Annotated in this window: 17 protein-coding genes and 1 pseudogene; 8 read left to right on the top strand and 10 right to left on the bottom strand. The window is 70.1% G+C overall.

Features of this window, described 5'->3' with window-relative positions; translation table 11 throughout:
- Positions 1-269: 269 nt before the first annotated feature.
- Positions 270-401, top strand: a complete 132-nt coding sequence (locus tag J8M50_RS49040) for a hypothetical protein (protein ID WP_256725274.1) — start codon at positions 270-272, stop codon at positions 399-401.
- Here the strand turns inward: J8M50_RS49040 and J8M50_RS50045 are convergent.
- The 3 genes and pseudogenes from J8M50_RS50045 to J8M50_RS09485 all read right to left on the bottom strand — a co-directional run.
- Positions 398-502 (bottom strand): annotated as a pseudogene (locus J8M50_RS50045) (hypothetical protein); the annotation flags it as partial. The gene J8M50_RS49040 and the pseudogene J8M50_RS50045 sit on opposite strands and share 4 nt — an antisense overlap.
- 60 nt (positions 503-562) lie before the next feature.
- Complete coding sequence (locus tag J8M50_RS09490; RefSeq protein WP_010350110.1) at positions 563-775, bottom strand: DUF397 domain-containing protein; 213 nt, start codon at positions 773-775, stop codon at positions 563-565.
- Entirely contained in the window at positions 754-1,602 is an 849-nt protein-coding gene (locus tag J8M50_RS09485) for a DUF5753 domain-containing protein (RefSeq protein WP_010350111.1), read from the bottom strand. Before J8M50_RS09485 ends, J8M50_RS09490 begins: the two co-directional genes overlap by 22 nt.
- Before the next feature lie 139 nt (positions 1,603-1,741).
- Here J8M50_RS09485 and J8M50_RS09480 point away from each other — a divergent pair, with 139 nt between their 5' ends.
- Positions 1,742-2,062 (top strand): hypothetical protein, encoded by a 321-nt coding sequence (locus J8M50_RS09480; RefSeq protein ID WP_010350112.1) that lies wholly within the window; start codon positions 1,742-1,744, stop codon positions 2,060-2,062.
- Positions 2,063-2,097: 35 nt separating this feature from the next.
- Here J8M50_RS09480 and mmsA read toward each other — a convergent pair whose 3' ends face one another.
- Genes mmsA through iolC form a run of 5 tightly spaced genes read right to left on the bottom strand, consistent with a single transcriptional unit; the run spans position 2,098 to position 8,257 of the window.
- Complete coding sequence (mmsA, locus tag J8M50_RS09475; RefSeq protein WP_010350113.1) at positions 2,098-3,600, bottom strand: CoA-acylating methylmalonate-semialdehyde dehydrogenase; 1,503 nt, start codon at positions 3,598-3,600, stop codon at positions 2,098-2,100.
- Positions 3,601-3,623: 23 nt separating this feature from the next.
- Complete coding sequence (iolD, locus tag J8M50_RS09470) at positions 3,624-5,492, bottom strand: 3D-(3,5/4)-trihydroxycyclohexane-1,2-dione acylhydrolase (decyclizing) (protein WP_010350114.1); 1,869 nt, start codon at positions 5,490-5,492, stop codon at positions 3,624-3,626.
- Positions 5,489-6,301, bottom strand: a complete 813-nt coding sequence (gene iolB / locus J8M50_RS09465; protein ID WP_010350115.1) for a 5-deoxy-glucuronate isomerase — start codon at positions 6,299-6,301, stop codon at positions 5,489-5,491. The genes iolD and iolB overlap by 4 nt, the downstream gene beginning before the upstream one ends.
- Positions 6,302-6,308: 7 nt before the next feature.
- The gene (locus J8M50_RS09460) at positions 6,309-7,199 is read right to left on the bottom strand and encodes a Cgl0159 family (beta/alpha)8-fold protein (RefSeq protein WP_040835146.1); all 891 of its coding nucleotides are present in this window, start codon (positions 7,197-7,199) and stop codon (positions 6,309-6,311) included.
- Positions 7,196-8,257, bottom strand: coding sequence for a 5-dehydro-2-deoxygluconokinase (iolC, locus tag J8M50_RS09455; protein WP_010350117.1), 1,062 nt, complete (start codon positions 8,255-8,257; stop codon positions 7,196-7,198). Before iolC ends, J8M50_RS09460 begins: the two co-directional genes overlap by 4 nt.
- A 143-nt stretch (positions 8,258-8,400) precedes the next feature.
- Between iolC and J8M50_RS09450 the strand changes: the two genes are divergently transcribed.
- From J8M50_RS09450 to J8M50_RS09440, 3 genes are all read left to right on the top strand, one after another.
- Positions 8,401-9,318: a sugar phosphate isomerase/epimerase family protein gene (locus tag J8M50_RS09450; RefSeq protein WP_010350118.1), complete on the top strand. Its 918-nt coding sequence runs from the start codon at positions 8,401-8,403 to the stop codon at positions 9,316-9,318.
- Between the two features lie 178 nt (positions 9,319-9,496).
- Positions 9,497-9,697 carry a helix-turn-helix transcriptional regulator gene (locus J8M50_RS09445; protein ID WP_010350119.1) on the top strand — a complete coding sequence of 67 codons (201 nt, stop codon included), beginning with the start codon at positions 9,497-9,499 and terminating at the stop codon, positions 9,695-9,697.
- Positions 9,698-9,762: 65 nt separating this feature from the next.
- A complete protein-coding gene (locus J8M50_RS09440; RefSeq protein WP_010350120.1) occupies positions 9,763-10,380 on the top strand; it encodes a GNAT family N-acetyltransferase in 618 nt (205 codons plus the stop codon).
- Here the strand turns inward: J8M50_RS09440 and J8M50_RS09435 are convergent.
- A complete protein-coding gene (locus J8M50_RS09435) occupies positions 10,361-11,404 on the bottom strand; it encodes a zinc-dependent alcohol dehydrogenase family protein (protein ID WP_010350121.1) in 1,044 nt (347 codons plus the stop codon). The two genes, J8M50_RS09440 and J8M50_RS09435, sit on opposite strands and share 20 nt — an antisense overlap.
- A 142-nt stretch (positions 11,405-11,546) precedes the next feature.
- Here J8M50_RS09435 and J8M50_RS09430 point away from each other — a divergent pair, with 142 nt between their 5' ends.
- The 3 genes from J8M50_RS09430 (at position 11,547) to J8M50_RS09420 (ending at position 15,125) form a co-directional block, all read left to right on the top strand.
- Positions 11,547-12,497: a PrsW family intramembrane metalloprotease gene (locus tag J8M50_RS09430; RefSeq protein WP_010350122.1), complete on the top strand. Its 951-nt coding sequence runs from the start codon at positions 11,547-11,549 to the stop codon at positions 12,495-12,497.
- An 80-nt stretch (positions 12,498-12,577) separates the two neighbouring features.
- Positions 12,578-12,808 (top strand): heavy-metal-associated domain-containing protein, encoded by a 231-nt coding sequence (locus J8M50_RS09425; protein ID WP_010350123.1) that lies wholly within the window; start codon positions 12,578-12,580, stop codon positions 12,806-12,808.
- Between the two features lie 79 nt (positions 12,809-12,887).
- On the top strand, positions 12,888-15,125 hold the full coding sequence (locus J8M50_RS09420) for a heavy metal translocating P-type ATPase (protein WP_010350124.1): 2,238 nt from the start codon (positions 12,888-12,890) through the stop codon (positions 15,123-15,125).
- A 620-nt stretch (positions 15,126-15,745) separates the two neighbouring features.
- Here the strand turns inward: J8M50_RS09420 and J8M50_RS09415 are convergent.
- A complete protein-coding gene (locus tag J8M50_RS09415) occupies positions 15,746-16,975 on the bottom strand; it encodes a mannosyltransferase family protein (RefSeq protein WP_010350125.1) in 1,230 nt (409 codons plus the stop codon).
- Positions 16,976-17,041 lie beyond the last annotated feature (66 nt).

Genomic DNA, 17,041 nt, shown 5'->3' with positions numbered 1-17,041 from the left:
GATTCCTCGGCCGTGACGACGTACACCGTCGATCCGCCCGATCTGTCGTCCTTGACCTGCGTCACGCTCACCCCCTCCAGCCTCAGAAGTCGCGTGGCCGCCTCATTGGTCCCGGTATTGTCGATGTTCAAGCCCGTGGGGTTTCGTGATCGGTTGCGTAGAGAACAACCACGATCATGAAGACCTACGGGCTCTTTGCGCCGGGGGCGCAGCCATCCCAGCTACCTCACACAGAGTGACCGACCGCAGCCTACGAAAACGTCACTCAAATGGTGGAGGCATTTACAGAATGCTACTACCGCGAGGCATTCTTCATCGACTCCGACGGAACTCTAGATATCGACGTGGAGATCTGGGACGAGGTGGACCGCGACTTCCCGTTCCACCTCCGAGAGGTTTAGCAGGATTTCAAGAGCCCGTCCGCGTAGGCGCGAACGGGAATGGAGTAGGAGAGGTTGTCTGCGACTTCGACGCAGGCGTCTGCCTCCCGCCCTCCGCTATAGGTGGACTTGCGTCACTGGGCAGCGGTCAGGTCTGGGACTGCTCGCATCGCGCAGTCCTTTCAAACAGCGGGAGTGTTCTTAGTTGCCTCGACGAAGGCTTGCCAGGCGGGGAGGGCGAAGGTCAGCGGGGTGGTGTGGGGGGTCTTGCTGTCGCGGACCGGGATGAGGTTCGGGATGTTGTGGGCGACCTCGACGCACTCGCCGCCCGGCTGGGCGTCGCTGTGGCTGGACTTGCGCCAGTGGGCGCCGGTCAGGTCTGGGGTGGCTCGCATGGTGTGAACGTCTCCATCGCCGCTTCGATCATCGCCGCAGACGCCTCCGGCGAGAGAGCGCGGGCTTTCATCCGATCGTAGTCGCGCAGGCGGCGCTGCACGGTGCCGCGATCATCGAAGCTCTCTCCGATGCCGGACGCCTCCTGGTAGACGGTGACGGAGTTGTCGGGGAGCGTGAGCAGGATGAGGGTGCCGTTCATGCCCTCGTACTCGCCGACGTCGAACGGGATCACCTGGATCGTCGTACGCGGCGTGTCCACCAGGGCGAGGAGCGCGGCGAGTTGCTCACGCATCACCGCCGGTCCGCCCACCGCGCGCCGGAGCACAGCCTCGTCGAGGATCGCCCAGTACTCGGGCCTGGTGTCGCCGTGAAGGATCTCCTGTCGGCTCAAGCGTTTCGCGATGAAACGGTCGACCTCCCCGGGCGCCGCCTTCGGATGGTCCCGGAGGAACAACGCCCGCATGTACGCCTCGGTTTGGAGCAACCCCGGTACGAGAGTCGCGCCGTACGCCTGGATCCGCACCGCCTTCGCCTCCAGCGCGAGGCAGTGGTCGAACCGCTTCAGCGGCCTCTCCCGCAGGATCCCCGCGTACATCCCCTGGAACAACACCCCCGTCCCGAACGCCGCGTCGAACTTCTCGGAGATCGGCGGCAGTGGGGGACGTGTGCCCATCTCCACGCCGTAGACGTGAGGTTTGCTGTACTTGACGATGGCCGCCAACTGGCCGAAGGACAGGCCCGCCAGGATGCGCTGGCGATTGAGTTCCTTGCGGTACGACTCGCTTGCGGTGCACGGCACTTCGAGGCCGTTCGCTTCAGTGGTCATGTCGTCGGGCTTCCTTGCCCTCGGTCGTCCACCCGTTTCAGCTTTCAGCCGTTAACGGCTTCCACCTACCCGAGGCTAGCGACAGACCGCAACCATGGAGGCACAACCAGTCAATCCCCCCATATCCGGAGGCACCCCCATGGACCCCAATCTCCGCCTGCTCCCCTGGACCACCCCCGACGGCCGCCCCTGCTACCTCTCCCCCGACCCCAGCGGCAACGGGCACATCACTCAACTCGCCGACGATATCGAGGCGATGCAGATGGACACCGCCGTCGAAGTGCTCGGGCACGCCAAGGTCGTGCTCGACGACCCCGACTCCGCGCCGCGCGAAGTGCGGTTCGCCGGGAAGCGGTTGGTCGAGTGTCTGCGGGACACCGTGCGGGTCGCCGAGTCGCGGGGGCGGCGGATCGAGGTGGGGGACGAGGATGACGACGACGCCCCGCTCGACCCCAAGTAGGGGGGAACGGGGCGTCGTTCGGGTGCCGCTGCTGCTCAGTGGTTGCGCGGGAAGCCCAGGTCCACTCCCGACGGGCCCTCCGACGGGTCCGGCCAGCGGGTCGTGACGACCTTGCCGCGGGTGTAGAAGTGCGTGCCGTCGTTGCCGTAGATGTGGTGGTCGCCGAACAGCGAGTCCTTCCAGCCGCCGAAGCTGTGGTAGCCGACGGGGACGGGGATCGGGACGTTTACGCCCACCATCCCTGCCTCGACCTCCAGTTGGAAGCGGCGGGCCGCGCCGCCGTCGCGGGTGAAGATCGCCGTGCCGTTGCCGAAGGGGGACGCGTTGATGAGGGCGATGCCCTCGTCGTACGTGTCTACGCGCAGGACCGTGAGGACCGGGCCGAAGATCTCGTCCTGGTACGCCTTCGCCGTCGTGGGGACCTTGTCCAGGAGGGAGATGCCGATCCAGTGGCCCTCCTCGAAGCCCTCGACCGTGAAGTCGCTGCCGTCCAGGACCACTTCGGAACCCTCGGCCGCCGCGCCCTTCACGTACGACGCCACCTTGTCGCGGTGCGCGGCGGTGATGAGGGGGCCCATCTCGGACGTCGGGTCGTTGCCGGGGCCGATCTTGATCTTCTCGGCGCGCTCGCGGATCTTCTCCACCAGCTCGTCGCCGATCGAACCGACCGCCACGACAGCGGAGATGGCCATGCAGCGCTCACCGGCGGAGCCGTACGCCGCGCTGACCGCCGCGTCCGCAGCCGCGTCGAGGTCCGCGTCGGGAAGGACCAGCATGTGGTTCTTCGCGCCGCCAAGTGCCTGGACCCGCTTGCCGTTCGCGGAGGCGGTGGTGTGGATGTAGCGCGCGATGGGGGTCGAGCCGACGAAGGAGACGGCCTTGACGTCGGGGTGTTCGAGGAGCCGGTCGACGGCCACCTTGTCGCCGTGGACGATGTTGAAGACACCGTCCGGCAGACCCGCTTCGGCGAGGAGTTCCGCGATCTTGAGGGACGCCGACGGGTCCTTCTCGCTCGGCTTGAGGACGAACGTGTTGCCGGTCGCGATGGCGATGGGGAACATCCACATCGGCACCATGGCCGGGAAGTTGAACGGCGTGATGCCCGCGACGACGCCGAGCGGCTGGCGGATCGACGCGACGTCGACACGGCTCGCGACCTGCGTCGACAGCTCGCCCTTCAGCTGGACGTTGATCCCGCACGCGAGGTCGACGATCTCCAGGCCCCGGGCGACCTCGCCGAGCGCGTCGGAGTGGACCTTCCCGTGCTCGGCGGTGATGAGTTCGGCGATGGCGTCGCGGTTGGCGTCGAGCAGCGCGCGGAACTTGAAGAGGATCTCGGTGCGCTTGGCGAGCGAGGACTGACCCCACGAAACGTAAGCGTCCTTGGCGGCGGCGACAGCGGCATCGACCTCGTCGACCGTCGCGAACGCGACCTTCGTGGTGACCGCGCCGGTCGCCGGGTCCGTGACCGGACCGAACGTTCCCGACGCGCCTTCGACGGTCTTGCCGCCGATCCAGTGGTTGACGATCTTCGTCATGACCAGATGCTCCTTCTTGTCGATCAGAGGTGGCGGCGACGGGTGGCGACGTGCCGTTCGTACTGCTCACGGGCCTTGACGGCGGACGGTCGGGTCGCGGTCTCGGCCACGGGAACATCCCACCAGGCTTGCGCCGGGGGCGCTCCCGACACTGTGTCTGCCGTTTCGGTCTCGACGTAGACACAAGTGGGGGTGTCGGCGGCGCGCGCCTCGGCGAGGGCCTCGCGCAGTCCACCGACGGTCTTGGCGCGCAGGACGCGCATCCCGAGGCTCTCGACGTTGGCCGCGAGGTCCACGGGGAGGGGTGCGCCGGAGAAGGTGCCGTCGGATGCGCGGTAACGGTAAGCGGTTCCGTAACGTTCCCCGCCGGTCTCCTCGGAGAGGCCGCCGATGGACGCGTACCCGTGGTTCTGGATGAGGAGCATCTTGATCGCGATGCCCTCCTGTACGGCGGTGACGATCTCGGTCGGCATCATCAGGTACGTCCCGTCGCCGACCAGCGCCCACACGTTGCGCTCGGGAGAGGCGATCTTGACGCCGATGGCCGCCGGGATCTCGTACCCCATGCAGGAGTACCCGTACTCCAGGTGGTACCCGTCCTTGGACCGGGCCCGCCACAGCTTGTGCAGGTCCCCGGGGAGGGAGCCGGCCGCGTTGATGACGATGTCCGATTCGTCGGAGAGGGCGTCCAGTACCCCTAGTACCTGGGTCTGAGTCGGCCGCACGTCCTGCTCGGTCGCCTCGTACGCCGCGTCGACGCGCTGCTCCCAGAGCTCCTTGTCCTGCGTGTACTCGTCTACGTAGGCGGTACTGACGCGGTAGTCCTCAAGAGCTACGGCGAGCTGAGCCAGTGCACTGCGCGCGTCCGCGACCAGCGGGAGGCCCGCGAGCTTGTGCGCGTCGTACCCCGCGATGTTGAGGTTGAGGAAGCGGGCGTCCGCGTTGAAGAGGGTGTTGGAGGCGGTCGTGAAGTCGGTGTAGCGGGTGCCTACGCCGATGATCAGGTCCGCCGTGCGGGCCAGTTCGTCGGCGGTGGCGGTACCCGTGTGGCCTACCCCGCCTACGTCCTGAGGGTGGTCGTAGGAGAGGGAGCCCTTGCCGGCCTGGGTGGAGGCGACGGGGATACCCGTAGTACTCACGAGGGACGCGAGTGCCTCCTCCGCGCGGCTGTGGTGGACGCCGCCGCCCGCGACGATCAGGGGGCGCCGGGCCGCCTTGACCGCCTCGACCGCCGCCGACAGCTCGACCGGGTCGGCGCCGGGGCGTCGTACCGTCCACACGCGGTCGGCGAAGAACTCGTCCGGCCAGTCGTACGCCTCGGCCTGCACGTCCTGCGGGAGCGCGAGGGTGACCGCGCCGGTCTCCACCGGGTCCGTGAGGACGCGCATCGCCTGGAGGGCAGCCGGGATGAGGGCCTCGGGGCGGGTGACGCGGTCGAAGTAGCGCGATACGGGGCGCAGCGCGTCGTTCACCGACACGTCCCCGGCGTACGGGACTTCGAGCTGCTGGAGCACCGGGTCGGCGACGCGGGTCGCGAAGATGTCGCCCGGGAGGAGGAGGACCGGAAGGTGATTGACCGTCGCGAGGGCCGCGCCGGTCACGAGGTTCGTGGCGCCGGGGCCGATCGACGTCGTCACCGCGTGGGCGGAGAGCCGGTTCGACTGGCGGGCGTAGCCGACGGCCGCGTGGACCATCGACTGCTCGTTACGACCCTGGAGGTACGGCATTTGGGTGTCGTACTCCAGTAGGGCCTGGCCGAGACCCGCCACGTTGCCGTGGCCGAAGATCCCCCAGGTCGCGCTGATCAGCCGCTGCCGGTGGCCGTCGCGCTCGGTGTACTGCGCGGCCAGGAAGCGCACGAGCGCCTGGGCCACTGTGAGCCTGGTGGTCATCGGTAACCCTCCGTGTGGTCCGGGTGGAAGCAGATCCGCCATTCGCGGGTGGCACCCGGTCCGGCCATGACGTTCAGGTAGTACATGTCGTGGCCGGGCTGCGCGATCGACGGGCCGTGCCAGCCGTCGGGTACGAGGACGGCGTCACCCGAGCGGACCTCGGCCAGGACGTCCGCGCCGCCCTCGCGGGAGGGGGACACGCGCTGGTAGCCGAAGCCGTGCGGGCCGTCGATCTCGAAGTAGTAGATCTCCTCCAACTCGGCTTCCTCGCCCGGCCGGTGCTCGTCGTGCTTGTGCGGCGGGTACGAGGACCAGTTGCCGCCGGGGGTGACGACCTCGACGGCGATCAGCTTGTCGCAGTCGAAGGCGTCGGCCGAGGCGAAGTTGCGGACGTGGCGCAGCCGGTTGCCGCTGCCGCGTGCTTCGAGGGGGACCTCCGGTGCGGGGCCGTAGCGGGCGGGGAGTCGTCGCTCGCACTTCGCTCCTGCCAGGGCGAAGCGGCCTCCCGCACCGGAGGCGATCGTTGCCTGGGCGTCGCGGGGAACGTACGCGAAGTCGGTTACCCCCGCGAAAACGCTTTCCCTGCCCAGGAGTTGGAACTGTTTTCCCTCTGTTTGCACGGTACATCCGCCTTCGAGGGGGAGCACGATCCACTCCGTGTCCCCGGTCTCGAAGGTGTGCGCGGCGCCCGGGCCCAACTCGACGATACGCAGGGCGCTGTAACTCCACCCCGCGCTTTTCGGGTCGATGTCGAGCGCGTAATCGCCTTGCGCGGACGCGCCCTTGGGTACGTACAGGTCGTTGCTCATGCGGCCCTCACAGCAGTCCTACGGCGGTGTCCACAGCGGCGGTGACGTCCCCGTCCGCCGGGTACAGCAGCGAGCGGCCGACCACCAGGCCCCGTACGGTGGGGAGTTGGAGGGCGCCGCGCCACTTCTCGTACGCGCCGTCCTGGTCGCCGCCGACCTCGCCGCCCAGCAGGACGGCGGGCAGCGTGGACGTCTCCATGACCTCGGCCATGTCGTCGGGGTTGTCGGTGACCGGGAGCTTCAGCCAGGTGTAGGCCGAAGTGCCGCCCAGGCCCGAGGCGATGGCGATCGAGCGGGTCACCGCCTCCGCCGACAGGTCGTTCCTGACCTTGCCCTCGGGAGTGCGGCGACTGATGAACGGCTCGACGAACAGCGGGAGTCGACGGGCCGCCATGTCGTCGATCGCGCGGGCCGTGGTCTCCATGGTGGTGAGGGAGCCCGGGTCGTCGTAGTCGATGCGCAGGAGGAGTTTCCCGGCGTCGAAGTTCAACCGCTCGATGTCCTCGGCGCGGTGGCCGGTGAAGCGGTCGTCCATCTCGAAGACCGAGCCCTGGAGTCCGCCGCGGTTCATCGAGCCCATGACGACCTTGCCGTCGAGCGCGCCGAGGAGGAGCAGGTCGTCCAGGATGTCGGCGGTCGCGAGGACGCCGTCCACGCCGGGGCGGCTGAGCGCGAGGCACAGTCGTTCGAGGAGGTCGGCGCGGTTCGCCATGGCGAGCTTGTCGCCGCCGACGCCGAGGGCGCCGCGTGCGGGGTGGTCGGCCGCGACGATCATCAGGCGGCCGGTGCCGCTCACGAGGGGGCGGCGGGTGCGGGCCGCTGCCGCTTCGGCGACCGCTTGGGGGCGTTCGGCGCGGAGGCGGACAATCTCGCCGATGTCCACGGCTACGGGGCTCATCGGTCGGCTCCGGGGGTCTTGGTGTCGGTGGAGGTCGCGCCCGCTTCGAGGGCGGCGGCCGTTTCAGTAACCGTTTGCACAACCGCTCCCGCCGCGCCGGAGATCTCCGGCGTGACCTCGCCCGCCTCGACGGCCGCCTCGATCTCGGCGGTCGTCGGCATCGCCGAGCTGCACTCCAGGCGGGAGGCGACGATCGCGCCGGCCGCGTTGGCGTGGCGCATGATCTTCTCCAGGTCCCAGCCTTCGAGGAGCCCGTGGCAGAGCGAGCCGCCGAACGCGTCGCCCGCGCCGAGGCCGTTGAGGACGGTCACCGGCAGCGGCGGGACCTCGGCCTCCTCGCCCTTGCTGTTGACCGCGAGGACGCCCTTGGGTCCCTGCTTGACGACGGCGAGTTCGACGCCCGCGTCCAGCAACGCCCGTGCGGCGGCCCGGGGTTCACGGACGCCGGTCGCGACCTCGACCTCGTCGAGGTTCCCGACGGCGACGGTCGTGTGCTTCAACGCCTCGGTGTAGAACGGCCGCGCGGCCTCGGGGTCGGACCAGAACATCGGGCGCCAGTCGAGGTCGAAGACCGTCGCACCGGCCTTCGCGCGGTGGGCGAGCGCCGCGAGGGTCGCCGTACGGCTGGGCTCCTCGCTGAGTCCCGTACCCGTGACCCAGAACAGGCGCGCTTCCTGAATGGCCGCCAGGTCGAGGTCGTGGGCGTCGAGTTCGAGGTCGGGGGCCTTCGGGCGGCGGTAGAAGTAGAGCGGGAAGTCGTCCGGCGGGAAGACCTCGCAGAAGGTGACCGGGGTCGGGAGCCCGGCGACCGGGGTGACCCAGCGGTCGTCGACGCCGAAGCGGCGCAGCTCCTCGTGGAGGTAGGTGCCGAACGGGTCGTCGCCGGTGCGGGTGATCACGGCCGTACGCCGCCCCAGGCGGCTCGCGGCGACCGCGACGTTCGTCGCCGAACCGCCCAGGAACTTCCCGAACGAGGTGACCTGCGGGAGTGGGACGCCCGTCTGGAGCGGATAGAGGTCCACTCCGATCCGTCCCATGGTGATCAGGTCGTACGCCATCGGGTTCCCTTCGCGTCGGCTCGCCACGGCAATCGGCTCCGCAACCGTTTTCTAGCCCTGGTCTCCGAGCCCTGTCAATACTTTGTCCAGACATTCGGACCAGGTCTTGACACCTCTCGCGGGGACACCGCACGCTGACGCTCATGACGACGTTGTCCTCATCCCCCTCACTCTCCCGCATCCGGATCGGTTCGGCCCCCGACAGCTGGGGCGTCTGGTTCCCGGACGATCCCGCGCAGGTGCCCTGGCAGCGGTTCCTCGACGAGGTCTCCGCGTCCGGGTACGAGTGGATCGAGCTGGGCCCGTACGGGTACCTGCCGACCGACCCCGCAGTCCTCACGAGGGAGGTCGCCGAACGTGGCCTGAAAGTGTCGGCCGGCACGGTCTTCACCGGGCTGCACCACGGCGAGTCCGTCTGGGAGAAGACCTGGGCGCACGTCGCCGACAACGCGGTGCTCGCGCAGGCGATGGGTGCGAAGCACCTCGTCGTCATCCCGTCCTTCTGGCGCGACGACAAGACCGGCGAGGTCCTGGAGTCCGACACACTGACGCCGGAGCAGTGGCGGAACCTGAACACGCTGACCGAGCGGCTCGGCGAGCGCGTGCGCGACCAGTACGGCCTCCAGATCGTCGTCCACCCGCACGCCGACACCCACATCGACAGCGAGGAGAACGTCGTCCGGTTCCTGGACGGCACCGACTCCGGCCTGGTCTCGCTGTGCCTCGACACCGGGCACTACGCGTACTGCGGCGGCGACAGCGTCAAGCTGATCGAGACGTACGGGGAGCGGATCGGATACCTGCACCTCAAGCAGGTCGACCCCGAGATCCTCGCCGACGTGCGCGCGAAGGGGACGCCGTTCGGGCCCGCCGTCGCGCAGGGCGTCATGTGCGAGCCGCCGACCGGGGTGCCGGAACTGGGGCCCGTCCTGGAGGCCGCCGGGAAGCTGGACGTCGACCTGTTCGCGATCGTCGAGCAGGACATGTACCCGTGCGCGCCGGACAAGCCGCTGCCGATCGCCCAGCGGACGCGGGCGTTCCTGCGGTCCTGCGGGGCGTGAGGGTCTTCTGATCGCCGTGTCCGGAACGCGCTCCCCAAGGGCGCGCGTTCCGGACATTTTTCGTCAGTCGTGTCACAAACACCTCCCCCGTGTCACGCATGTCCCGTGTACGCGGGCTTTCGGTCACACGTGATCAACCGGCGCTTCCCTGTGGTCGCCCGGTGTCGTTCAGCAGTTCATGACAGACCGTCAGCTCTGGTCCTACAGGGACATCGCCGCTCACATCCGCGTCCAGCCGGACACCGTCCGCTCCTACCGCAAGCACGGGCTCCTGCCGCCCCCGGACCACGTCGAAGGGGGCAAGCCGTTCTGGTACGCCGACACGGTCCGGGCGTGGGCCGCGTCGAGACCCCGGAGCCAGACCCGCCGGGAGGAGTGACGGGCCTGCGACGACCCCGGAAAACCCCTCTGTGCCCCGCCTCCGGGTGGGGCACAGTGCCGTGCATGGACTTCTCCGTGAAACCCGTTCTCAGCGGCCCCCTGACCGTGCTGCGCCCCTTCACCGAGGCCGACGCCGAGGTCATGGCCCACCTCATGGAGGACCCCGAGGTCGCCCTGTTCACCGGCGCCTCGCCGAACCCGGTCACCCCCGAGTCGCTGCGCGCCTGGTACGGCTCGCGCGGCGCGCAGGGCGACCGGCTCGACCTCGCCGTCACCGACCGGGAGACCGGGGAGGTCGTCGGCGAGGTCGTCCTCAACGAGTGGGACCCGGCGGCCCGCAGCTGCACGTTCCGTACGTTCCTGGGGCCGCGCGGGCGCGGGAGGGGATTCGGCACCGAGGCGACGCGGCTGATCGTGGGGTACGGGTTCGATCGGCTCGGGCTGCACCGGATCGAGTTGGAGGCGTACGCGTTCAACTCTCGCGCCATAAGGGTTTACGAAAAGGTCGGATTCTTGCACGAAGGGGTGCGCAAGGAGATCGAGCTGAGGGACGGGAAGTGGGTCGACGAGGTGGTGATGGCGGTCCTGGAGGACGAGTGGGCCGTCCACCGGGGGCACCCCGACATCGCCGAGGCCACTGGGGTCACTGGGGTCACTGGGGTCACACCCACGGTTCGATGACCGTCACGCCCGCGCCCGGTGCCGTTCCCATCGCCTCCAGGGCCTCGGGGACGGCGTCCAGGGCGATCGTCGAGGTGACGAGCCGGTCGGGGCGCAGGGCGCCCGTACGGACCGCCTCCAGCATCTCCGGGTAGGTGTGCGCGGCCATGCCGTGGCTGCCGATGAGGCGCAGCTCCAGGGCGATCGCGCGGGCCATCGGGACGGGGGTCGTGCCGGTGTCCGAGGGGAGGAGGCCGACCTGGAGGTGACGGCCCCTGCGGCGCAGGGAGTTGACCGAGGCCGCACACGTCACCGGGGAGCCGAGGGCGTCCAGCGAGAGGTGGGCGCCGCCGCCGGTCAGCTCACGGACGTACGCCGCCGTGTCGTCGACCGTGCTCGCGTCCACGCACTGCGTCGCGCCGAACGCCCGCGCGAGGTCCAGCGCGCGCGGGCTGACGTCGACGGCCACCACGCGCGCGCCCGAGGCCGCCGCGATCATCACCGCCGACAGGCCGACGCCCCCGCACCCGTGCACGGCGACCCACTCCCCCGCCGCGACGCGCCCCTGCTGCACCACCGCGCGGAACGCCGTCGCGAACCGGCAGCCCAGGGAGGCCGCCGTGGCGTACGAGAGGTCCTCGGGGACGGCGACGAGGTTGACGTCGGCGTGCTCCAGGGCGACGTACTGCGCGAAGGAGCCCCAATGCGTGAAGCCGGGCTGCGTCTGGCGCTCGCACACCTGGTGGTCGCCGGCCTGGCAGGCGGGGCAGCTTCCGCAGCCGCACACGAAGGGGACGGTGACGCGGTCCCCCGCGCGCCAGCGGGTGACGTACGGGCCGGTCTCCTCGACGACACCGGCGAGTTCGTGCCCGGGCACGTGCGGGAGGGCGATGTCCGGATCGTGGCCCATCCACCCGTGCCAGTCGCTGCGGCACAGACCGGTGGCCTCCACCCTTACGACGACGCCGTGCTCCCGCGCGCGGGGGTCGGGCACCTCCCGTACCTCGGCCCGCTCGCCGTACCGCTCGAACACCACTGCCCGCATCTCGCGCTCCCTTCCGGTCCGACGATCATGCAGGAAGCGGAGGTGAGGGGGTAGCCCGTGCGGGCCGCCCGGACTGCGGCACCCGGCACACCCCCCTAAAGTGCGACGAAAGCCACCCTCCCCGCCTCCTGAGGGGCCTTCTGTGACGTACTCCCCGCCGCCCGGTCCGCCCCGCGCGCGTATTCCTGGTCCGCAGCAGCCGCCGCCCACGTATCCGCGCATTCGCGAGGGGCTGTGGAAGCACGCGCTCGCGGGCGGGCTGACGCTGTGGGCGCTGACCGCGCTCACGACGTACGCGACGGGGAACACGACGCTGCTGCCGACGCTGATCCTGCTCGGGAGCTTCCTGGTGCCCGTGACGTTCGTGCTGTGGGCGTACGAGCGGCACGGGCGGGATCTCGGGGTGAGCGTGCTGCTGGGGTGCTTCCTGACCGGGGGGACGCTCGGGGTGCTGGGCGCGTCGGTCATGGAGACGTATCTGCTGCACCCCTCCGCGTGGATGTTCGTGGGCGTGGGGCTGATCGAGGAGGGCGTGAAGCTCGGCGCGCTGATGCTCGTGGTGCGGCGGCAGGTGCGGCTGCGGGGGATGCGGGCGGGGCTGGTGCTGGGGGCGACCGTCGGGTTCGGCTTCGCGGCCCTGGAGAGCGCCGGGTACGCCTTCGACGCGGCCGTCTCGACCCAGGGGGTGGATCTGAGGGCGCTGGTCGAGACGGAGGTCCTCAGGGGCCTCCTGGCGCCTTTCGGGCACGGGCTGTGGACGGCGATCGCCGGGGGCGTCCTGCTGTCGTACCGGATGCCCAACGGGCGCTTCCGGATCGCCGGCCCGGTCGTGGGCGCGTTCCTCGGCGTGTCGCTGCTGCACGCACTGTGGGACTCGACGCACGGGATCGCGGTCTGGCTGGTCACGCGGCTGACGAGCGTCAACCTGGAGCGTGAGCTGTTCGAGGTGGGGTACCTGGCCGACACCACCCGGCAGCAGGAGCACCTGTTCACGCTGTTCTCGGTCGGCGGGATGGCCTGTGTGGCGCTGTTCGGGCTGTCGTGGGCGCGGTCGCTGGCCCGTCGGGACCCCTCTTGGAGAAATACCCCCTAGGGGTATACAGTCGAAGGAGAAGGAGCACCGTGGGCCCCAGTCGGCCCCCGCTCTCCCACGCCTTCCCGAGGAGTAACGACATGACCGCCACCACCGACACCGTCACCGCCGTCTACAAGGTCAGCGGCATGAGCTGCGGCCACTGCGAGGGCGCCGTCTCCGGTGAGATCTCGGAGATCGAGGGCGTCAGCTCGGTCAAGGCCGTCGCCTCCAGCGGCGAGGTCACGGTCGTCTCGGCCGCCGCGCTGGACGAGGAGGCCGTCCGCGCGGCCGTCGACGAGGCCGGCTTCGAGCTGGTCGGCCGGGCCTGAGACCCGCTCCCCCACCCTTCCGACGGGCCGTACGACCGACCGGTCGAGTACGGCCCGTCGCGCTTCCTGGAGTACGGAGATGTCGAGCACGCACGCACCGGCGGCCCCGCAGACGGCGGAGGTCGAACTGATCATCGGCGGCATGACCTGCGCGTCCTGCGCCGCCCGGATCGAGAAGAAGCTCAACCGGATGGACGGCGTCGAGGCGACCGTCAACTACGCGACCGAGAAAGCCAAGGTCAGCTACCCCCTGGGGGTAGCCGTGACGGATCTGATCGACACCGTCGTCAAGACCGGGTACACCGCCGAGGAACCCGCGCGCGTGGAGCGCGATACGGACAACGGCGTCAATAAAGAGGACGACGATCCGGAACTCGGCGCCCTCCGGCACCGCCTCCTGGTGTCGCTCGTCCTCGCGCTCCCCGTGATCCTCCTGTCGATGATCCCGTCGCTCCAGTTCGACAACTGGCAGTGGCTGTCGCTGACGCTCTCCGCGCCGGTCGTCGTCTGGGGCGGGTGGCCGTTCCACAAGGCCGCGTGGACGAACCTGCGGCACGGCTCCTCGACGATGGACACGCTGGTGTCCGTCGGGACCGCCGCCGCGTTCGGCTGGTCCCTGTGGGCGCTGTTCTTCGGGGACGCCGGGATGCCCGGGATGCGGCACGGCTTCGACCTGACCGTCGCGCGCGAGGGCGCGTCGTCCGCGCTGTATCTGGAGGTCGCCGCCGGGGTCACCGTGTTCCTGTTGCTCGGGCGGTATCTGGAGGCGCGCGCGAAGAGGCGCTCCGGGGCCGCGCTGCGGGCGCTGATGGAGCTGGGCGCCAAGGACGTCGCCGTCCTGCGCGACGGGCGCGAGATACGCGTCCCGATCGGCGACCTGAAGGCCGGTGACCGGTTCGTCGTGCGGCCCGGCGAGAAGGTCGCGACGGACGGGGTCGTCGTCGAGGGGGCGTCCGCCGTGGACACGTCGATGCTGACCGGGGAGTCCGTGCCGGTGGACGTCGGGCCCGGGGACGCCGTCACCGGGGCGACCGTCAACGCCGGGGGGCGGCTCGTCGTCGAGGCCACGCGCGTGGGCGCGGACACGCAGCTCGCGCGGATGGCGCGGCTCGTGGAGGACGCGCAGAACGGGAAGGCGCAGGTGCAGCGGCTGGCCGACCGGATCTCCGCCGTGTTCGTGCCGGTCGTGCTGCTGATCGCCGCCGCGACCTTCGGGGGGTGGCTGGGGGCGACCGGCGACACCGTGGCCGCGTTCACCGCCGCCGTCGCCGTCCTGATCATCGCCTGCCCGTGCGCGCTGGGGCTCGCCACGCCGACCGCGCTGCTGGTGGGGACCGGGCGGGGGGCCCAGCTCGGGATCCTGATCAAGGGGCCCGAGGTGCTGGAGTCGACCCGGCGCGTCGACACGGTCGTCCTGGACAAGACCGGGACCGTGACGACGGGACGGATGACGCTTCAGGAGGTGTACGCCGGTGAGGGGACCGACGAGGGGCAGGTGCTGCGGCTCGCGGGGGCCCTGGAGCACGCCTCCGAGCACCCGGTCGCCCGGGCGATCGCCTCAGGGGCCGCTGAGCGGGTCGGGGAGCTGCCCGAGGTGTCCGGGTTCGAGAACGTGCCCGGGAGGGGCGTACGCGGTCGCGTGGACGGGCTGGAGGTGGCTGTGGGGCGACTCTTCAAGGAGGTCCCCGAGGAGCTGGCGCGGGTCCGGGACGAGGCCGAGCAGGGCGGTCGTACCGCCGTCGTCGTCGGGTGGGACGGGAAAGCGCGTGGTGTGCTCGCCGTCGCCGACGCCGTGAAGGAGACCAGCGCGGAGGCCGTGCGCGCGCTGCGCTCGCTCGGGCTCACGCCGGTGCTGCTCACCGGGGACAACCGGGTCGTCGCCGCGTCCGTCGCCGCCGAGGTCGGGATCGACGAGGTGATCGCCGAGGTGCTGCCCGAGGACAAGGTGGCCGCCGTCCAGCGGCTCCAGGGCGAGGGGCGGGTCGTCGCGATGGTCGGGGACGGGGTCAACGACGCCGCCGCGCTCGCGCAGGCCGATCTCGGGCTCGCGATGGGGACCGGGACCGACGCGGCCATCGAGGCGGGCGACCTCACGCTCGTGCGCGGGGACCTGCGCGTCGCCGCCGACGCGATCCGGCTCTCCCGCAGGACCCTCTCGACCATCAAGGGCAACCTCGTATGGGCGTTCGGCTACAACCTCGCCGCGCTGCCGCTCGCCGCGGCCGGGCTGCTCAACCCGATGATCGCCGGGGCCGCGATGGCCTTCTCCTCGGTGTTCGTGGTCACGAACAGCCTCCGGCTGCGTACGTTCCGCTGAACTCCGGGCCGGGTTACCAGAGGTTACGGGGAGTTCGTTCAATTTGATACGACCGGATATGACAATCCCCCTGGAGTCCGGGCAGCGCCTCACATAAGCTCTTCACAAGGCTCGCGCATCTTCACCACGCGAGAGCCCCGATCGCCGTATCCGGTCACTTGCGCACCAAACGGGACGCGCGCGAGAGACACAGATCACAGTGATGTGAACGTAACCATCGAAGGGGTTCGAAGGTCTAAGTTGACGGTGTCGGGAAGCGTCTTGGGGGGCGCCTACCGGCATCTGGGGATGTCTTGGGGGACCTCCTCAGAGATGCGTTGCCGGGACACGTACAACGGGAAGCTTTGAGCGGCCCTCCCAGCGTGCGCGTCCCGGCAGATCGCAGAACCCTGCGGTGCGGCGACTTTTGCTCGTTCCGCTCACGCACAACCGCATACGCAGTACACAGCACAGCGATTCAGGCGCTGTCCTCCGAAACGCCCGGCCGGATCCCGTGGGGGGAATCCGCACCGGGACATGGGAAGGCGCCCTGGACGTCGGCCCGTGGGGGGACCGGCGCCAGGGCGCCTTCTGCTGTCCGGGGGCGTTTTCGCACCGCCAGTCGCCGGGAGCGTCGGCCGCTAGATCGCGAAGTGCCAGACCGTGAGCATGTACGCGCCGTACCAGGAGCCGAAGAGTGCGGCGACGGCCAGGGTGATGATCGCTGTGCTCGTGCGTACGCGCGCGAGGGCGCGGGCCGCCGGGACGGTGAAGATCAGGGCGGGGATCAGGAGGCGGAGTTTCGAGTGGTAGAAGTTGCTCTGGCCGAGGGTGATCACCAGGACGACCGTGCCGTAGACCGTCAGTGGGGGCCAGACCCTGTCCCGCCAGGCTGCCGCCGTGGCCGCTATCAGGGCCAGGAGCAGTAGGGCCGTGCTGATCGGGACCCAGCCGTCCGACTTCGTGAACGTGTCGCCCAGGAAGCTGAAGAACGCGTCGCCGTTGTCCCAGCGGGTGCCCCAGCCCGCCTCCTGGATCTTGAACCAGGCGTCGAGTTCGCCGGTGCGGTGGGCCACCCACAGGACGTAGGCGGGGACCCCGCAGTAGGAGAGCAGGAGGGCGGTCAGGGGGCGCCAGGTGACGCGGGCCTCGCGGCGGAAGTGGAGGACCGCCGCTACGCCCAGGGCCGCCATCAGGGCCACCGCCACGGGGCGCGTCAGGCCCGCCAGGAGGATCAGCGTGCCTGCTGTCAGCCAGTGTTTGCGGTGGAGCGCCAGGAGGGCCGCTGCCGCGAACGCCAGGAACAGGGACTCGCTGTAGGACATCAGGAAGACGAGCGCCATGGGCTGGGCGCAGGCGACGAGGAACGTCGCCATGTGGGCCGTGCGGCGGTCGTAGAGGTCCAGGAGGAGGCGGTGGATGCAGAGCAGGGCCGCTATGAGCGCCAGGTGCGCGGCGACGAGGCCGGCCGTGTCGTAGTCCAGGAACGTCAGCGTGTGGACCGTACGGACGAGGAGCGGGTACGCGGGGAAGAAGGCCAGGGTGCCGCCCTGGAGGCCGTCGGGGGTGATCGCGAAGGTGTGGGGGTAGCCGTTGCGGGCTATGTCGAGGAACCACTGGCCGTCCCAGGAGGTCAGCCGGTCGTGGACGCTCTGGTCGCCGGGCGGGTTCAGGAGGGCGAGCAGGACGAGGTGGAGGACCAGGCAGACGCCGTACACCGCGAGAGGGAAGCGGGCCGCGCGGGCGGCGCGGTGGAGGCGGGTGAGGCGGGGGCGCGTGTTCCAGGGGTCGGTGTGCGGGGGCGGCGCGGGGGCGCGCACCTCGGGCGGGAGGGGGCCGCGGGCCGGCAGCGGGAGAGGGGTGGGCGGCATAGGAGGCGTTCGCCATTCTTTCTTCGGTAATACGCCTGGCGGGAATTGAGGGAGGGTCAGCCAGGG

Origin of the sequence: Streptomyces acidiscabies, from assembly GCF_020010905.1 — a bacterium.
Taxonomy (GTDB): Bacteria; Actinomycetota; Actinomycetes; order Streptomycetales; family Streptomycetaceae; genus Streptomyces; species Streptomyces acidiscabies.
Note: the sequence above shows the minus strand (reverse complement) of the source record. Positions and strands in the feature narration are given on the sequence as shown.

What these genes read in the sequence shown, in the direction of transcription:
- J8M50_RS09460 (WP_040835146.1), bottom strand. Translation starts at nt 7,199, where the DNA reads ATGAGCCCCGTAGCCGTGGACATCGGCGAGATTGTCCGCCTCCGCGCC.
- mmsA (WP_010350113.1), bottom strand. Translation starts at nt 3,600, where the DNA reads ATGACGAAGATCGTCAACCACTGGATCGGCGGCAAGACCGTCGAAGGC.
- J8M50_RS09435 (WP_010350121.1), bottom strand. Translation starts at nt 11,404, where the DNA reads ATGCGGGCAGTGGTGTTCGAGCGGTACGGCGAGCGGGCCGAGGTACGG.
- J8M50_RS09425 (WP_010350123.1), top strand. Translation starts at nt 12,578, where the DNA reads ATGACCGCCACCACCGACACCGTCACCGCCGTCTACAAGGTCAGCGGC.
- J8M50_RS09490 (WP_010350110.1), bottom strand. Translation starts at nt 775, where the DNA reads ATGCGAGCCACCCCAGACCTGACCGGCGCCCACTGGCGCAAGTCCAGC.
- J8M50_RS09420 (WP_010350124.1), top strand. Translation starts at nt 12,888, where the DNA reads ATGTCGAGCACGCACGCACCGGCGGCCCCGCAGACGGCGGAGGTCGAA.
- iolD (WP_010350114.1), bottom strand. Translation starts at nt 5,492, where the DNA reads ATGACCACCAGGCTCACAGTGGCCCAGGCGCTCGTGCGCTTCCTGGCC.
- J8M50_RS09480 (WP_010350112.1), top strand. Translation starts at nt 1,742, where the DNA reads ATGGACCCCAATCTCCGCCTGCTCCCCTGGACCACCCCCGACGGCCGC.
- iolB (WP_010350115.1), bottom strand. Translation starts at nt 6,301, where the DNA reads ATGAGCAACGACCTGTACGTACCCAAGGGCGCGTCCGCGCAAGGCGAT.
- J8M50_RS09485 (WP_010350111.1), bottom strand. Translation starts at nt 1,602, where the DNA reads ATGACCACTGAAGCGAACGGCCTCGAAGTGCCGTGCACCGCAAGCGAG.
- J8M50_RS09445 (WP_010350119.1), top strand. Translation starts at nt 9,497, where the DNA reads ATGACAGACCGTCAGCTCTGGTCCTACAGGGACATCGCCGCTCACATC.
- J8M50_RS09450 (WP_010350118.1), top strand. Translation starts at nt 8,401, where the DNA reads ATGACGACGTTGTCCTCATCCCCCTCACTCTCCCGCATCCGGATCGGT.
- J8M50_RS49040 (WP_256725274.1), top strand. Translation starts at nt 270, where the DNA reads ATGGTGGAGGCATTTACAGAATGCTACTACCGCGAGGCATTCTTCATC.
- iolC (WP_010350117.1), bottom strand. Translation starts at nt 8,257, where the DNA reads ATGGCGTACGACCTGATCACCATGGGACGGATCGGAGTGGACCTCTAT.
- J8M50_RS09440 (WP_010350120.1), top strand. Translation starts at nt 9,763, where the DNA reads ATGGACTTCTCCGTGAAACCCGTTCTCAGCGGCCCCCTGACCGTGCTG.
- J8M50_RS09415 (WP_010350125.1), bottom strand. Translation starts at nt 16,975, where the DNA reads ATGCCGCCCACCCCTCTCCCGCTGCCGGCCCGCGGCCCCCTCCCGCCC.